The sequence below is a fragment of the Tardiphaga sp. genome, from assembly GCF_044340795.1.
Lineage (GTDB): Bacteria > Pseudomonadota > Alphaproteobacteria > Rhizobiales > Xanthobacteraceae > Tardiphaga.
Genome location: NZ_JBIISY010000164.1, coordinates 1 through 13,740 on the forward strand (window position 1 = coordinate 1; position 13,740 = coordinate 13,740).

At 63.2% G+C, this 13,740-nt stretch carries 19 protein-coding genes; 11 read left to right on the forward strand and 8 right to left on the reverse strand.

Annotated features, from left to right (window positions below):
• Positions 1-104: 104 nt before the first annotated feature.
• On the forward strand, positions 105-764 hold the full coding sequence (locus ACIQ17_RS22605) for a TenA family protein (RefSeq protein ID WP_398471395.1): 660 nt from the start codon (positions 105-107) through the stop codon (positions 762-764).
• 196 nt (positions 765-960) lie between these two features.
• Positions 961-2,217 (forward strand): ABC transporter substrate-binding protein, encoded by a 1,257-nt coding sequence (locus tag ACIQ17_RS22610; protein ID WP_398471397.1) that lies wholly within the window; start codon positions 961-963, stop codon positions 2,215-2,217.
• A gap of 13 nt (positions 2,218-2,230) precedes the next feature.
• Here the strand turns inward: ACIQ17_RS22610 and ACIQ17_RS22615 are convergent, their stop codons facing one another.
• Together ACIQ17_RS22615 and ACIQ17_RS22620 are read right to left on the reverse strand one after the other, a co-directional pair.
• Positions 2,231-2,656, reverse strand: a complete 426-nt coding sequence (locus ACIQ17_RS22615) for a type II toxin-antitoxin system VapC family toxin (RefSeq protein WP_398471399.1) — start codon at positions 2,654-2,656, stop codon at positions 2,231-2,233.
• On the reverse strand, positions 2,656-2,898 hold the full coding sequence (locus ACIQ17_RS22620) for a type II toxin-antitoxin system Phd/YefM family antitoxin (protein WP_398471401.1): 243 nt from the start codon (positions 2,896-2,898) through the stop codon (positions 2,656-2,658). Before ACIQ17_RS22620 ends, ACIQ17_RS22615 begins: the two co-directional genes overlap by 1 nt.
• 113 nt (positions 2,899-3,011) lie before the next feature.
• On the opposite strand from ACIQ17_RS22620, the gene ACIQ17_RS22625 reads away from it, so the two are divergent.
• The 3 genes from ACIQ17_RS22625 to ACIQ17_RS22635 are packed head-to-tail and all read left to right on the forward strand — an operon-like array spanning position 3,012 to position 4,635.
• Positions 3,012-3,380, forward strand: a complete 369-nt coding sequence (locus ACIQ17_RS22625; protein ID WP_398471402.1) for an ArsR/SmtB family transcription factor — start codon at positions 3,012-3,014, stop codon at positions 3,378-3,380.
• A complete protein-coding gene (locus ACIQ17_RS22630; protein WP_398471403.1) occupies positions 3,377-3,907 on the forward strand; it encodes an SRPBCC family protein in 531 nt (176 codons plus the stop codon). Before ACIQ17_RS22625 ends, ACIQ17_RS22630 begins: the two co-directional genes overlap by 4 nt.
• Positions 3,908-3,939: 32 nt before the next feature.
• Positions 3,940-4,635 (forward strand): DUF899 domain-containing protein, encoded by a 696-nt coding sequence (locus ACIQ17_RS22635; protein WP_398471404.1) that lies wholly within the window; start codon positions 3,940-3,942, stop codon positions 4,633-4,635.
• A 10-nt stretch (positions 4,636-4,645) separates the two neighbouring features.
• Here ACIQ17_RS22635 and ACIQ17_RS22640 read toward each other — a convergent pair whose 3' ends face one another.
• The gene (locus ACIQ17_RS22640) at positions 4,646-5,137 is read right to left on the reverse strand and encodes a peptide deformylase (protein ID WP_398471405.1); all 492 of its coding nucleotides are present in this window, start codon (positions 5,135-5,137) and stop codon (positions 4,646-4,648) included.
• The gene (locus ACIQ17_RS22645) at positions 5,134-6,708 is read right to left on the reverse strand and encodes a winged helix-turn-helix domain-containing tetratricopeptide repeat protein (RefSeq protein WP_398471407.1); all 1,575 of its coding nucleotides are present in this window, start codon (positions 6,706-6,708) and stop codon (positions 5,134-5,136) included. Before ACIQ17_RS22645 ends, ACIQ17_RS22640 begins: the two co-directional genes overlap by 4 nt.
• A gap of 176 nt (positions 6,709-6,884) precedes the next feature.
• Between ACIQ17_RS22645 and ACIQ17_RS22650 the strand changes: the two genes are divergently transcribed.
• Both ACIQ17_RS22650 and ACIQ17_RS22655 read left to right on the forward strand, forming a co-directional pair.
• Positions 6,885-7,940, forward strand: a complete 1,056-nt coding sequence (locus ACIQ17_RS22650) for an alpha/beta fold hydrolase (RefSeq protein ID WP_398471409.1) — start codon at positions 6,885-6,887, stop codon at positions 7,938-7,940.
• Positions 7,940-8,446, forward strand: a complete 507-nt coding sequence (locus ACIQ17_RS22655; protein WP_398471410.1) for a cytochrome P460 family protein — start codon at positions 7,940-7,942, stop codon at positions 8,444-8,446. The genes ACIQ17_RS22650 and ACIQ17_RS22655 overlap by 1 nt, the downstream gene beginning before the upstream one ends.
• Before the next feature lie 3 nt (positions 8,447-8,449).
• Here the strand turns inward: ACIQ17_RS22655 and ACIQ17_RS22660 are convergent, their stop codons facing one another.
• Complete coding sequence (locus ACIQ17_RS22660; protein WP_398471412.1) at positions 8,450-9,118, reverse strand: HD domain-containing protein; 669 nt, start codon at positions 9,116-9,118, stop codon at positions 8,450-8,452.
• Between the two features lie 162 nt (positions 9,119-9,280).
• Between ACIQ17_RS22660 and ACIQ17_RS22665 the strand changes: the two genes are divergently transcribed.
• Entirely contained in the window at positions 9,281-10,867 is a 1,587-nt protein-coding gene (locus ACIQ17_RS22665) for an ABC-F family ATP-binding cassette domain-containing protein (RefSeq protein WP_398471413.1), read from the forward strand.
• Here ACIQ17_RS22665 and ACIQ17_RS22670 read toward each other — a convergent pair whose 3' ends face one another.
• The 3 genes from ACIQ17_RS22670 to ACIQ17_RS22680 all read right to left on the reverse strand — a co-directional run bounded on the left by ACIQ17_RS22670 (position 10,868) and on the right by ACIQ17_RS22680 (position 12,127).
• Positions 10,868-11,413, reverse strand: coding sequence for a disulfide bond formation protein B (locus tag ACIQ17_RS22670; RefSeq protein ID WP_398471414.1), 546 nt, complete (start codon positions 11,411-11,413; stop codon positions 10,868-10,870). It abuts the gene before it with no gap.
• A gap of 7 nt (positions 11,414-11,420) precedes the next feature.
• Entirely contained in the window at positions 11,421-11,579 is a 159-nt protein-coding gene (locus ACIQ17_RS22675; protein WP_398471416.1) for a DUF5993 family protein, read from the reverse strand.
• An 80-nt stretch (positions 11,580-11,659) separates the two neighbouring features.
• A complete protein-coding gene (locus ACIQ17_RS22680) occupies positions 11,660-12,127 on the reverse strand; it encodes a MarR family winged helix-turn-helix transcriptional regulator (RefSeq protein WP_398471417.1) in 468 nt (155 codons plus the stop codon).
• Between the two features lie 169 nt (positions 12,128-12,296).
• On the opposite strand from ACIQ17_RS22680, the gene ACIQ17_RS22685 reads away from it, so the two are divergent.
• The 3 genes from ACIQ17_RS22685 to ACIQ17_RS22695 all read left to right on the forward strand — a co-directional run.
• Entirely contained in the window at positions 12,297-12,869 is a 573-nt protein-coding gene (locus ACIQ17_RS22685) for a DUF308 domain-containing protein (RefSeq protein WP_398471418.1), read from the forward strand.
• A 102-nt stretch (positions 12,870-12,971) separates the two neighbouring features.
• Positions 12,972-13,319: an ArsC family reductase gene (locus tag ACIQ17_RS22690; protein ID WP_398471419.1), complete on the forward strand. Its 348-nt coding sequence runs from the start codon at positions 12,972-12,974 to the stop codon at positions 13,317-13,319.
• Positions 13,320-13,499: 180 nt separating this feature from the next.
• Positions 13,500-13,740: hypothetical protein (locus ACIQ17_RS22695; protein WP_398471420.1), on the forward strand; the 241-nt coding region annotated here is incomplete at its 3' end.

Genomic DNA, 13,740 nt, shown 5'->3' on the forward strand with positions numbered 1-13,740 from the left:
ACAGCTGCGCAGGCCGTCCGTGTTTTGCTGCGCCGGCGGGCATATGCAGCGACATCGATATTGCGTAGGGGAGTAACCTTCCGACATCTGCCAGGTGAATGATCATGGACATATTCGATCGCCTCAAAGCCGCAGCCGCCGATGATTGGTCGTCCTATGTCGATCATGATTTCGTCGGCCAGCTCGGCGCCGGCACGTTGCCCGAGACGGCATTCCGCACCTATCTGGTGCAGGACTATCTGTTCCTGATCCAGTTCGCGCGCGCTTATGCGCTGGCGACCTATAAGAGCCGCACCCTCGACGACATGAAGGTCGCGCAAGGCGGGCTTGCTTCCATTCTCGGCGAGATGGAATTGCACATCAAACTGTGCGGGCGATGGGGCTTGTCACCGGCCGATATCGAGGCTGCGCCGGAATTGCAGGCGACGGTGGCCTATACGCGTTTCGTGCTCGATTGCGGAGCCGCCGGCGATCTGCTCGATCTGCATGTCGCGCTGGCGCCTTGTGTGATCGGCTATGCCGAGATCGGCCGCAAGCTCGCACCGGATGGCGTCGATGCGCTCGATGATCACCCCTATCGCGAATGGATCGGGGAGTATGCCGGGCCCGGCTATCAGGACATCGCGATCAAGGCGCGTCGCCATCTCGATGATCTCGCCGTGCGCGCGATGACCGAACGGCGTTTCGGTGAACTCGCAAAACTGTTCGGGCAGGCGTCGCGCCTCGAAGCCGACTTCTGGCAGATGGGGCTGGATGCCCGGTGAGCACTGTGTGACCGTGATCGTCTAATTTCGCCTGCTGAAATGTATGCGCGTCGCATTTTGAACAGCGAGCGTTGATCGACCCGTCGTGCTGTGCGAACCTTTCGATCAATGAGATCTGGTCGATCGGTGCGGCGCGATTTGCGTCTTGATTGAAAACAGACCGAGCGAGCCAGGCATTGTCCAGGGAGACACGCCTATGCCGACATCACGCCGGTCCGCTTGCGCTTTTCGTTCGTTTCCTCGCTCCATCGCAAAGTCCGTATCGGCAAGCATTCTTTCTGTGGCGCTCGCCACCACCGTCGCGTCTGCGCAGGACAAGCCGCCGCTGAAGCTCGGCGCGCTCATGGATATGACCGGCGTCTATGCCGACACGTCAGGCCCCGGCAGCGAAGTCGCTGCAAAAATGGCGATCGAGGATTTTGGCGGCGAGGTGCTCGGCCGCAAGATCCAGGCTGTATTCGTCGATCATCTCAACAAGCCGGATCTCGCCTCCAGCCAGGCGCGCGAGATGCTCGACAATCAGGGCGTCGAGGCCATCGTGGATTTTGCAGGCTCGGCGACGGGACTGGCGATCATCGAAGTGGCAAAGGCGCGCAACAAGATCGTCATCGTCAACAGCGCCGGCTCCATGCGCATCACCAATGAAGCCTGCACGCCCTATACCGTGCACTACACCTGGGACACCTTCTCGCAGGCGAACGTCACCGGGCTAGCGACGGTGCGAAAAGGGCTCGACAGCTGGTTCTTCCTCGCCGTCGACTACGCCTTCGGTCAGGAGCTGGAGCGCGACACAGCCGCCGTCGTGCAGAAGAGCGGCGGCAAGGTCCTGGGCTCGGTCAAGCATCCGCTGAACAGTTCGGATTTCTCATCTTTCCTGCTGCAGGCGCAAAGCTCGAAGGCGAAAGTCGTCGGCCTCGCCAATGCCGGAAACGACGCCATCACCGCCATCAAGCAGGCCACCGAATTCGGCCTGACCCAGGGCGGCAAGCAACGTCTGTCGCCACTGCTCGCTTTCATCACCGATATCGACAGTATCGGCCTGGATATTGGGCAGGGGCTGCTGGTCACCGAGTCCTGGTACTGGGACCTCAATGACGAGACGCGCGCTTTCACCAGGCGCTTTCGCGAACGCACCCAGCGCGCACCGACCTCGGTGCAGGCCGGCCTCTATTCGTCGCTCACGCATTACCTGAAAGCGGTGAAGGCCGCAGGTACGACGGAGTCGGCGGCGGTGATCAGGAAGATGAAGGAAATGCCGATCAACGACATGTATGCCCGCAACGGTCGCATCCGCGAGGACGGACGCATGCTGCATGACATGTATCTGTTCGAAGTGAAGAAGCCCACGGAAAGCAAAGGGCGCTGGGACGTCTACAAGCTGCTCGATACCGTGTCGGGAGAGCAGGCGTTCCAGCCGATCGAAACGTCGCGTTGTCCGTTGCTGAAGAAATGATGCGCCGAGTGGTTCAGGCAACCAGTTGTGTCGGTACACCGAGCGCAGGCCCGGCTTCGGCAAGTTGCCGATCGAGCGTGCAGACCATGGCGCCATGTTCTGATGCGACCGCGAGGTGAAGGGCGTCACCGGCTCGGAGGCCGGTGGCGTGGTGATCGGTGAAGGTCGCGGCTTCACGGAAATGCCGACGCTGGACCGGGAATACGCGCAGGTTCTCTGCGATGAGCTTGTTGAATTCCGTCAGTGCAAACGCCCGATGGTCGGGTGAGAGGCGGCCGGTGCGAATTTTGAGCGCGAGAGCCGACGAGAATTCGGTAATGCTCCAGTCGCTGACGAACAGGCGTGCGGGGTCTTGCAGCTTGAGCCAGTCATGTACACGCACGGTCATTGCTTCCCTGGTCAGAGCTGCAACGATCAGCGATGTGTCCAGATAGACCATCAATAGCGGTCGCTATCACGCATGGCCCGCACAAAATCGCCTGCGCTTTCCTCTTGCAGAGACATGCTGTCCGTCAGCGTACGGAGTGCCTTGAAATCGATGGGTTTGCGCGGCTTCTCTGCGCCGGTGATCCGGGCAACGGTCTTGCCGCGCCGCGTGATCTCGATGGTGTCGCCAGCCTCGACCCGATCGATGAGTTCACTCAAATGCGCCTTGGCGTCGGCCAGAGTGACGGTAGTCATCGGTTGCTCCTGACTATCTAGATGGTCAGATAGCATGAATAGCGCTTTTCGTCATTGGTTGGATGTTAAACTTAGCGGTTGAATATCCGGGCTAATGATGTATGTTCAACCTCATGGTTGAATATCTCGCACCACAGCTCGACAATGTCTTTCACGCCCTCGGCGATGCCACACGGCGGCAGATGCTGCGCGAGCTGGTGAAAGGCGAGCGGACGGTCGGGCAACTGGCCGGGCCGCACGCCATGTCGCTGGCTGCGGCGTCCAAGCACATCAAGGCGCTGGAAAGTGCCGGCCTGATCCGCCGCGAGGTGCGCGGGCGCACCCATTGGTGCCAGCTCGCGCCGGGGCCGCTGGCCAGCGCGCATGAGTGGCTGAGCTTCTACGAGCAGTTCTGGACCGATCGTCTCGATGCACTCGAGCAATTGCTGCACGCCGACGATGCGGCGAAATCCAAAGAAGCGACGACAGGAGAGAAGCGATGAACGACATCACGCCGTCGGCCTATGGCGCCTTCACCGGGCCAGCCGAGCTGACCATCCAGCGCCTGCTGCCGGGGCCGATCGAGCGCGTCTGGGCCTATCTCACCGAAAGCGATTTGCGCAAACAGTGGCTCGCCTCCGGCGTCATGGAAATGCGCGCTGGTGCGCCGTTCGAATTCGTCTGGCGCAATGACGAACTGTCCAATCCGCCTGCGAAGCGGCCTGATGGTTTCAGCGAAGAACATCGCATGCAGAGCGAGATCATCGAGGTCGATCCGCCGCGCAAGATCACCTTCACCTGGGCGCCGCGCGGCGAGGTCACCTTCGAGCTTAATCCGCAGGGCGACAAGGTGCTGCTCACCGTGATCCATCGCCGTATCAGCGATCGCGCCAACACGCTCAAGGTCAGCGCCGGCTGGCACACCCATCTCGATGTGCTGGTGGCGCGCCTCAACGGCGAGGAGCCAAAACCCTATTGGGAAGTCTGGCAGCGACTGCACGATGAATATGGCACACGCCTGCCGGACTGAGTCCGTAACGTCAACAGACGAGGGAGGTCACCATGCAGAACACGATTGTCTCGCACCAGGATTGGCTGAAAGCGCGGCTCGAACTGATGGAGGCCGAAAAGGCCTTCACCCGCCAGCGCGACGAACTCACACGACGGCGCATGGCGCTGCCATGGGAACGTGTCGCAAAGCCCTATCTCTTTGCGGCGCAGGACGGCGAGCGCACCCTGGCCGGTCTGTTCGGCGATTGCTCGCAGCTCATCGTCTATCACTTCATGTTCGGGCCGGACTGGCAGGAGGGCTGCAAGTCCTGCTCGTTCTGGGCCGACAATTTCAAAGGCATCCCGATCCATCTGAAGCACCGCGATGTCGCCTTCACCGCCGTCTCGCGGGCGCCGCTGGACACGCTCATGGCCTACCGAAAGCGCCTCGGCTGGAGCTTTCCGTGGGTGTCGGACCGCAGCGATTTCAGCATCGACTATTACGGTGCCTTTCCGCCGGAAGATCTGGCGAAAGGCGAGACCTACTGGAACTACAAGGTGCAGCCCAACACCACGTCGGAACAGGTCGGCATCAGCGTCTTCGCGAAGGATGCGGCAGGTGAGGTCTTTCATACCTATTCGATCTTTGGCCGCGGCGTCGAGGAAGTGAACGGCGCCTATCATTTTCTCGACATGGTGCCGAAAGGCCGCGACGAGGACGGGCTCGATTTCACCATGTCATGGGTTCAGCGGAACGACCAGTACTGAGCTGCACGGTTCAGCGCCGCGACAGTTTCTCGAACCGCTTGATGATCCGCTCGCGCTTGATGCGCGAGAGGCGCTGGATCCAGAACAGGCCGTTGAGCTGGTCGATCTCGTGCTGGTGGCAGACCGCACGCAGGCCGTCGGACTCCTCCTCCTGCGCATGGCCGTCGAAATCCCGATAGCGGATACGCACCCGCGCATGCCGCTGGATATCGTCATTCACGCCGGGCATCGAGACGCTGCCCTCCTGATGCATGATCATGTCCGGCGACGCCCAGATCGTCTCCGGGTTCACATAGGTCTTTGCGCCGTCGCCGAGATCGAGCACGACCACGCGCAGCGAAATGCCGATATGCGGCGCAGTGATGCCGATCCCGGGCGCCGCATGCATGGTGTCGCGGAGATCATTTGCGAGGTTACGCAGTGCATCGTCGAATACAGTGACCTCGGCCGCGCGTAGCGCGAGACGCGGATCGGGATAGCGGACGAGGGGGCGGACAGTCATTCCGGAAGTCCTGCAGCTTTCAGGGCCGTCGCATAGGTTTGCGCCATCGAGGCGACCGGGACGGGGATGCGTGCGAAGAACGCGGAAACCGTGAGCTCCGGCTCGATGGTGAGCAGTTCTTCCACCACCTGTGCGGCGCGCTCATGCTCGCCGACATTCACCAGCGCCACGGCCAGCGCGCGCAGCGCCACGGCAAAGCGGCGGTTCTGCACCAGCGCCTTGTCCGCCCAGGCGATGGCGCCCCGATAATCACCGTCGATGATATCGGCGATCGCCAGCGCGCCGCAGACGAACCAGCCATGCGGATCGAGCGGGTTCAGGCGCCGTGCGCGTTCGAGCAGCGTTCGGCCGGCCGCTTGCTCTCCGCGCATGGTCTCGATCCAGCCGGCGAGGGCGAGCGCGGTGGCGGAGTTCGGATTGATGGCAAGGGAGCGGCTGAACAGTTCGATGGCCGCATCCTTGGCATTCTGCGTGTCGGCGAGATTCCAGATCGCGAAAGCCGCCATCCAGAGAACCTGAGGATCATTGGGCGCGCGTTCGATCGCGCTCTGCGCCAGTGCGAGACCTTCACCGCGATGGGCGCCGCCTTGCGCGATCCAGCCCTGGAAATGGCGCTGCGCATGGCAATAGGCCGCGGCAGCCATCGCCGGCGCGTAGCCGGGATCGAGCGCCAGCGCCTGATGCAGGCAATCGAGTGCGGCGATCATGCCGTCCGGTGTGAAGTCGCGTTCATGGGCGGATGCGCGCAGCAGCAGGTCATAGGCGTCGGGCTTGTTCGGCCGGTTCTGCCGCCGCCGTTCGATCTCGGCGATGCGCAAGGTCGGCTCGATCGCGGCCACCGCGCAGGCGGTGATGCGGTCCTGCAGGTCGAACACGTCGCTGCGGTCGCCGTCGAAACGGTCCGCCCACAGATGCGCGCCGGAGCGTGCGTCGATCAGCTGCGCGATGATGCGCAGCCGTTCGCCGGCACGGCGTACGCTGCCTTCGAGCACATAGTTGACACCCAGCGTGCGGCCGACCTCGCGGATATCGACCGGTTTGTTCTTGTAGGTGAAGGACGAATTTCGCGCGATCACGAACAGGCCACTGCAACGGGACAGTGCCGTGATGATCTCCTCGGCGATCCCGTCGCCAAAATAGTCCTGCTCGGGATCCGCGCTCATATTGTTGAAGGGCAGCACGGCGATGGAGAGATCGGCGGAGGCGGGCGGGGCATCCGTCGCCACGACCGGGGGCGCCGCCGCATCGCCGTGTTCGGCCACCTCGCCGACGAAGCGCACGCCCTTGCGCGGCAGCGTGCGGATCAGGCGCTGCTGCTCACCATTGTCGCCGATCGCGGTGCGTGCCGCATTGACGCGGCTGCTCAGCGTCGCCTCGGAGACGATGCGGCCGTGCCAGACCTCGGCCAGCAGCTCGTCCCGGCTGACCACGCGATCGCGCGCACGGATCAGGAATTCCAGCACGTCGAACACCTGCGGCTCGACGGCGACCGGTTCTGTGTCCCGTCGTAGCTCCCGCCGGCCGGTATCGAGCACATATTCGTCGAACCGGAACAGCACGGCGGGATCCATTTCCTGTTGTGGTGTCAGGGTGTTGCGTCGGGACCGTCCCTAGCACACCCCGTCTCAACGACAAATCATGGCGTTCTGAAGGGAAAGTCAGACAATCCTCCAAGCGAGGCGATCAATCAAACGTCATGGTGCGCGCATCGACGGCCATCGCCGTCACCGTCCCGGGAGAACCGACCATGACCAACAAGCGCAACAGCCCGAACCTCAATCGTCGCAGCCTGCTCGGCGCCGCCATTATCGGCCTGGCGGCGGCCCAGTTCGGCGGCCTCAGCCCGGCCGTGGCGCAGGGAGCCAGGCAGCTGCCGGTGGTGAAGCCCGGCGCCCATACCAGCTTCAAACCGCTCAAGACCGTCAATGCTGGCGTGCTGAATGTCGCCTATGCCGAGGACGGTCCGGCCGATGGCCCGGTGGTCCTGCTGCTGCATGGCTGGCCCTATGACATCTACAGCTATGTCGATGTCGCGCCGCTGCTGGCCTCGGCCGGCTACCGCGTCATCATCCCGTATCTGCGCGGCTATGGCGACACGCGCTTCCTGTCCGACGCGACGCCGCGCAACGGCCAGCCGGCGGCTCTGGCCACCGACATCATCGATCTCATGAATGCCCTCAAGATCGAGAAGGCCGTGGTCGGCGGCTATGACTGGGGCGGCCGCACCGCCGATATTCTCGCGGCGATCTGGCCCGAGCGCGTCAAGGCGCTGGTTGCCGTCAGCGGCTATCTGATCGGCAGCCAGGAAGGCAACCGGATGCCGTTGCCGCCGAAGGCGGAGCTGGAATGGTGGTACCAGTTCTATTTCACCACGGAGCGCGGCCGGCTCGGTTACGACAAGTATCGGCACGACTTCGCAAAGCTGATCTGGAAGCTCGCTTCGCCGAAGTGGAATTTCGACGACGCCACCTATGACCGATCAGCCAGGGCGTTCGAGAACCCCGATCACGTCGCCATTACCATCCATAACTATCGCTGGCGGCTCGAACTCGCCCAGGGCGAGCCGAAGTTCGACGAGCTGGAGAAGCGGCTGGCGCAGGGGCCGACCATCTCCGTTCCGACCATCACCATGGAAGGCGATGCCAATGGCGCGCCGCATCCCGATCCCAAGGCCTATGCCAGGAAGTTCACCGGCAAGTATGAGCATCGCCTGATCACCGGCGGCATCGGCCATAACCTGCCGCAGGAAGCGCCGCGTGATTTCGCCCAGGCGATCATCGACGCCGATGCGATGGCCCGCTGATGCGCAAGATCATTCTGGCAAGCCTTGCCGTCGGTGTCGTGTCATCGGCGGTGGCAGCCGCCTTCGCCGCCAACACGAGCAATCCGGACCAGCTGTCGCCGATCTACGGCGTCAGCCTTCCCGATGGCTATCGCAAGTGGGAGCTGGTCGCGCCGGCGCAGGAGGCGGCGCCCTTGAACGAACTCCGTGCCGTGGTCGGCAACGATATTGCCGTGAAGGCTTATCGGGACGGCAAACTGCCATTTCCCGACGGCACCGTGCTGGTGAAGCTGGCGTGGAAACACACCCAGTCGCCGGAATTCGAATCCGCCTCGATCCCCGGCGCCGCGACCACGGTGCAGGTGATGGTGAAGGACGCCACAAAATATGCCGCGTCCGGTGGCTGGGGCTTTGGCCGTTTCATCGACGGCAAGCCGGCCGACCGCGCCCAGCACGAGACCTGCTTTGCCTGCCACGAAGGGCGTGTGAAGCAGCGGGACTATGTGTTCACGAAATGGGCGCCGTGAGCCTCAGGGGAGGGGCGCGCCGACCTCGCTCATGAAGTCGGCAAGGAAGGTTTCGATGCGCGCGTGGCGCTCCTGCGCCATGCGCTTGCCTTCCGCAGTGTTGAAGCCCTCGGCGAGTGTCAGCAGTTTTGCCGGCAGATGGTCGATGGCAAAGGTGCGGTCGTCCAGCGCGCGGTGTCGCGCGGCCGGGTCTTCGGCGTCGTAGAGAAAGGATTGCATCCGGCCGGCGGTGTAGAAGCAGCGCGCGATGCCGATAGCGCCGATGGCATCGAGGCGATCAGCATCCTGCAGGATTTTGGCCTCGATGGTCTCGGGCACAATCTTCGCGGAGAAACTATGGGCGGTGATGGCATGGGCGATGCGATCCAGCCGCTCATGCGCCCAGCCGAAGGGCGCCAGCAGTGTCACCGCATGTTCGGCGGCGAGGCGCGAGGCCTGCGCCCGCAACGGCGAGTTCTTTTCGACGGCCACGCAATCATGCAGCAGTGTCGCCGCCGCCAGGAATTCGAGGTCACCGCCCTCGATGGCCTGGATCGCGCGGGCATTGGACCAGACCCGCGCGAGATGCGCGACGTCATGCGAACCGTCGTCGGTCTTGATGTGCTGCAGAAGTGCAGAGGCCATCGTTTCGAAGGGCGCGAAAGCGGCAGCGATGCCGGTGATCTCAGTCATGGCCGTGTTGTTAGACGGACCGGGCCGCATTGCCAACGCCACAACGGCGCCGCAGTTGGCGAATACGCACCGGCCAAGATCATTTCAACAGGATGTGTGCTTCGATGGATTTCGCCCAGGTGACAACGCCAGTTCGCTTTGTTTCCCGGGAGATGTTTATCCATGCCTGCGCATATCACTGTATCCGATCTGTCTGTCGCGACGCCTGACGGCCGCGCGCTTTTCACACACCTCAATCTCAGCTTTGGCGCCGAACGCACCGGTCTGGTCGGCCGCAACGGCGTCGGCAAATCCACGCTGCTGCGCGTGATATCTGGCGATCTCGTGCCCCAACAGGGGAGCGCGGATGTCCGTGGCCGGCTCGCGGTGCTGCGGCAGGCGCTGCAGATCAATCCGCACGAGACCGTTGCCGATCTGTTCGGCGTCACCGATGCACTCGAGCTGCTGGCGCGAGCCGAAGCAGGCGAAGCTACGGCCGACGAATTGGTGCGCGCCGACTGGGATGTCGAAACCCGATTGATCCGTTCACTCAGGCGTGTCGGATTCGAGGTGCCCCACGCTACGGCAATGTCCGAACTGTCCGGCGGCCAGCGGACGCGTGTTGCACTGGCGGCGCTCATCTTCGCCGAGCCGGACTTTCTGCTGCTGGACGAACCCACCAACAATCTCGATCGCGATGGCAGGCGGGCGGTGATCGATCTTCTGGCCAGCTGGCGCGCGGGAGCGATCGTGATCAGCCATGATCGCGAATTGCTCGATACGATGGATGCCATCGTCGAACTGACATCGCTGGGGGGCACGCGCTATGGCGGAAACTGGACGCATTATCGCGCGCGCAAGACCCGCGAACTGGCGGCAGCACAGCATCAGTTGAACGATGCCACGAGACGCGTCGATGCGCTGGCACGGCAGGCGCAGGCCATAGCAGAGCGTCAGGCGCATCGCGACCAGGCCGGCCGCCGGCAGGGCGCGAAAGGCGGCATCCCGCGGATCGCCCTTGGTGGCTTGAAGGATCGCAGCGAAGACACCGGCGGTAAGATGTCACGTCTGGCTCAACGTCGTCAGGCGCAGGCAGGCGAGGCGCTGGCCGCCGCGCGGACACGCATCGAGATCCTGCAGCCGCTATCGGTTGCCATCCCCTCGACGGGTCTTGTCGCCAACAGGACGGTCCTGCAGATGGACAATGTCAGCTTCGGCCATGTGCCGGGCCTGCCGATCATTCGCGATCTGTCATTCTCCATCACCGGGCCCGAACGTATCGCCGTCACCGGTCCCAATGGCTCCGGCAAGACGACGTTGCTCGGCCTCATCACCGGCGCGCTTCGTCCCGCCGGTGGCGCCGTGCGGATGCTTGTTGATCACGCGATGCTCGATCAGCAGGTCAGCCTGCTCGATCCCGCCAAGACGATCCGCGACAATTTCCGGCGGCTTCATCCTGACGCTGACGAGAATGCCTGCCGCGCGGCACTGGCACGCTTCATGTTTCGCGCTGATGCCGCGCTCCAGATGGTCGGCACGCTGAGCGGAGGGCAGATGTTGCGCGCCGGACTTGCCTGCGTCATGGGCGGCATCTCGCCGCCGCCGCTGCTCATTCTGGATGAGCCGACCAACCATCTCGACATCGATGCCCTCGAAGCGGTCGAAACCGGCCTGCGTGCCTATGACGGTGCGTTGCTCATCGTCAGTCACGACGAGACATTTCTGGAAAATGTCGGGATCACACGGCGGCTGGAATTGGTGCGGCCGTGATCAGCGCTTCATCAGCTCATACGCGATCGGGTCGTCGGCACAGGCCTTGAAGCCGCATTCGAGCAGAGCCGATGCAAAATTGCCGGCGGTCAGGGCGATGATGAGGCCGACGGCGATGGTCGCGAATGCGCCTGCCGTGACCGAAGCCGGGGGTGTCATGAACTGTCGGTCGAACAGCAGCACCAGCGCGATCAGCGCGATGGCGGCGATGAAGGCGAGCAGCGCCAGCGTGTAGAAGTGATAGCCGAACAGCGTGCTGCCATAGCCGGCATCGCCGGGCATGATGTGCAGCAGCACCTGCCGGGTCGAGACGATGGCGCCGACAATCGCGGCCAGCAGCGACAGCGCATAGTGGCTCGGGCGCGGGCCGTAGCGGATATTGAGGATCGGGCCGATGGCGAGCAGCGCGAACATGATCCGCTGCAGGAGACAGAGCGGGCACGGCAGTTCGCCGAGAATGAACTGCGCGCCGAAGGCGGTGGCAAGCACGGCGGCAAGGGCATAGAGCGCGAGGACGTTGAGCGTGATGGCGCGATCGGATGTCATGGCCGCCTCAGAACGACAGCTTCAGCGTGTCGGTGGCGTGGTGCATGAAGGTCGCAACGCAGGCGATCAGCACGGCGGTAAACAGCGACAACGCAAGCGGCCGGGGGCCGCGCCAGGCAACCAGCATGGTAACGGTGATGGCGAGAAAGAGGGCCGTGAATTCCATGACAGCATCCGCGCAATGTTCGCTGGAGCTAGATCAGATTCGGCCAAATGCGCCCAGCGATGGACGGGCGCAGGCTGTCGTCAGCCTTTCGCCTTCGTCTCTTCCGTCGTGTTCGTGTAATTGGCCACCGCATTCCGAAAGGCGTGAACCTCGCGATTGAGTGCGATCAGCCGCTCCGGCGTCATGCCGGCGGCGGCGAACAGGGTCTCGCCAAGGCAGCGCGCTTTCTCGCGCATCGCCGTGCCCTTCGGCGTCAGCGAGACCACGACCTGCCGCTCGTCTTCGGGATTGCGCTGGCGGGTGACGAACGCAGCCTGTTCCAGCCGCTTCACCAGCGGTGTCACCGTGCTGGATTCCAGCGCCAGTCGATCGGCGATCGCGCCGACGCTTTGCGGTCCCCCCTCCCATAGCGTGCTCAGCACCAGATATTGCGGATAGGTGAGCTCCAGCCGGTCGAGCAGCGGCTTGTAAGCACGGCCGATGGCCATGCTGGCGCCGTACAGCGCAAAGCAGAGCTGGTGATCCAGCGGGATGTCGACTGGCACCATGGTCGGTCTCCTCAACTCAATATCACAATAATGTATATCGCGATAAATGCCTGGACAAGATCGTCGTCGCGCGCCCATAAATATATCGCGATAATAATTATCGCGGCATTAAAAGCGCCGGGTCCGTCTTTGAAACACGGTCCATGGCCCAGCTAGCGTGGAGAACGACATGACAAATACCTACACAACAGGGCTCCCGGTCGCCGAGGCGGGCAGTCTCGCCCGCTATTACCTTGTCCGTGGGCTCGTCGCGGCAGGGTGGGTGGCTGCCGCCGCTGCTGTCGGCGCGTCACATCCCGTTATCGCTGCGGTTCTGCTGGTGAGCTACCCGGCATGGGACGCCCTGGCGAACTGGTTCGATGCCCAGGGCAGCGGCGGGCTGCAGGCCAATCCCTCGCAGGCGCTGAATGTGGTGGTCAGCCTCGGCGCCGCGGTGGCGGTGGCCGGCGCGCTGCTGTCGGGCATGAATGCCGTGCTGGCGGTGTTCGGCGTCTGGGCCGTTCTGGCCGGGCTTGCGCAGCTCGTCACCGGCGTGCGCCGCTGGCGCGCGGTGGGGGCGCAATGGGCGATGATCCTCAGCGGCGCGCAGTCGACGCTGGCCGGCGTGTTCTTCGTCGTGCAGTCGGGCGGAGCCCGCGTGCCAACCATCGTCGATGTCGCGCCCTATGCCGCCTTCGGCGCGTTCTACTTCCTCGTCTCCGCGGCGTGGCTGACATTCAGCAGACATCGCAGAACCGCCTGACTGCGTGAGTGCTGTGGATGACGCCGGAATGGCGGCCAGCCATCCGGCGTCATCTGCTAGTCAGGTCCGCAGACAATCCACATGGCCAACGCGGATATCTCCATGGCAACCACCATCTACGGCATCAAGAACTGCGACACGATGAAGAAGGCGCGCACCTGGCTCGACAGCCATGACGTCGCCTACGACTTCCACGACTACAAGGCTTCAGGCATCGACAAGGCGCATCTCGCGCGCTGGTCGAAGGCGGTCGGCTGGGAGGTTCTGCTCAATCGCGCCGGCACCACGTTCCGCAAGCTCGACGATGCCGCGAAGGAGGGCCTCACCGAGGCGAAGGCGATCGCGCTGATGCTGGAGCAGCCCTCGATGATCAAGCGTCCGGTGCTGGAAGCGGGCAGCAAGATCCTGGTGGGCTTCAAGCCGGAGATCTATGCGAAGGAATTCGGCTAGCTTCGAGGCTCGCCCGCCGCGTTGCGAACAGTTCGTGCGGTATCGTGGATGGCCATCACGATGTGCGAGCGACGTCTCCACGGATCCCAGATTAAAAAAATTCTTTAAAGTTGTTAGGGTTTAACAAAACAATTATAGATTTTGAACGAGTTGTGATGCCGGCTGTTGGGGGAGACGGTGATGAGCGATACTCGTTCGACTTCGAATTTGTCCAAACGACAGGTGATGGTCAGCACCGCGGGCGATCTCCCCGGTGCCGGCCGTTCCGGCGATTGGGGCCTGAAGAACCTGGCCATCGATCCGGGGAAGGTCCAGGAGAGCCGAGGCCATCGCGACGCCAATTTCGAGAGTCTGTCCGTCGATGCGAGCACGATGTTCGAGCAGTTTCGCATCAATCTCGAACAGCATGTCGGCTCCAACG

Coding starts and splice junctions, on each gene's coding strand:
- ACIQ17_RS22605 (WP_398471395.1), top strand. CDS start 105: ATGGACATATTCGATCGCCTCAAAGCCGCAGCCGCCGATGATTGGTCG.
- ACIQ17_RS22610 (WP_398471397.1), top strand. CDS start 961: ATGCCGACATCACGCCGGTCCGCTTGCGCTTTTCGTTCGTTTCCTCGC.
- ACIQ17_RS22615 (WP_398471399.1), bottom strand. CDS start 2,656: ATGGTCTATCTGGACACATCGCTGATCGTTGCAGCTCTGACCAGGGAA.
- ACIQ17_RS22620 (WP_398471401.1), bottom strand. CDS start 2,898: ATGACTACCGTCACTCTGGCCGACGCCAAGGCGCATTTGAGTGAACTC.
- ACIQ17_RS22625 (WP_398471402.1), top strand. CDS start 3,012: ATGGTTGAATATCTCGCACCACAGCTCGACAATGTCTTTCACGCCCTC.
- ACIQ17_RS22630 (WP_398471403.1), top strand. CDS start 3,377: ATGAACGACATCACGCCGTCGGCCTATGGCGCCTTCACCGGGCCAGCC.
- ACIQ17_RS22635 (WP_398471404.1), top strand. CDS start 3,940: ATGCAGAACACGATTGTCTCGCACCAGGATTGGCTGAAAGCGCGGCTC.
- ACIQ17_RS22640 (WP_398471405.1), bottom strand. CDS start 5,137: ATGACTGTCCGCCCCCTCGTCCGCTATCCCGATCCGCGTCTCGCGCTA.
- ACIQ17_RS22645 (WP_398471407.1), bottom strand. CDS start 6,708: ATGGATCCCGCCGTGCTGTTCCGGTTCGACGAATATGTGCTCGATACC.
- ACIQ17_RS22650 (WP_398471409.1), top strand. CDS start 6,885: ATGACCAACAAGCGCAACAGCCCGAACCTCAATCGTCGCAGCCTGCTC.
- ACIQ17_RS22655 (WP_398471410.1), top strand. CDS start 7,940: ATGCGCAAGATCATTCTGGCAAGCCTTGCCGTCGGTGTCGTGTCATCG.
- ACIQ17_RS22660 (WP_398471412.1), bottom strand. CDS start 9,118: ATGACTGAGATCACCGGCATCGCTGCCGCTTTCGCGCCCTTCGAAACG.
- ACIQ17_RS22665 (WP_398471413.1), top strand. CDS start 9,281: ATGCCTGCGCATATCACTGTATCCGATCTGTCTGTCGCGACGCCTGAC.
- ACIQ17_RS22670 (WP_398471414.1), bottom strand. CDS start 11,413: ATGACATCCGATCGCGCCATCACGCTCAACGTCCTCGCGCTCTATGCC.
- ACIQ17_RS22675 (WP_398471416.1), bottom strand. CDS start 11,579: ATGGAATTCACGGCCCTCTTTCTCGCCATCACCGTTACCATGCTGGTT.
- ACIQ17_RS22680 (WP_398471417.1), bottom strand. CDS start 12,127: ATGGTGCCAGTCGACATCCCGCTGGATCACCAGCTCTGCTTTGCGCTG.
- ACIQ17_RS22685 (WP_398471418.1), top strand. CDS start 12,297: ATGACAAATACCTACACAACAGGGCTCCCGGTCGCCGAGGCGGGCAGT.
- ACIQ17_RS22690 (WP_398471419.1), top strand. CDS start 12,972: ATGGCAACCACCATCTACGGCATCAAGAACTGCGACACGATGAAGAAG.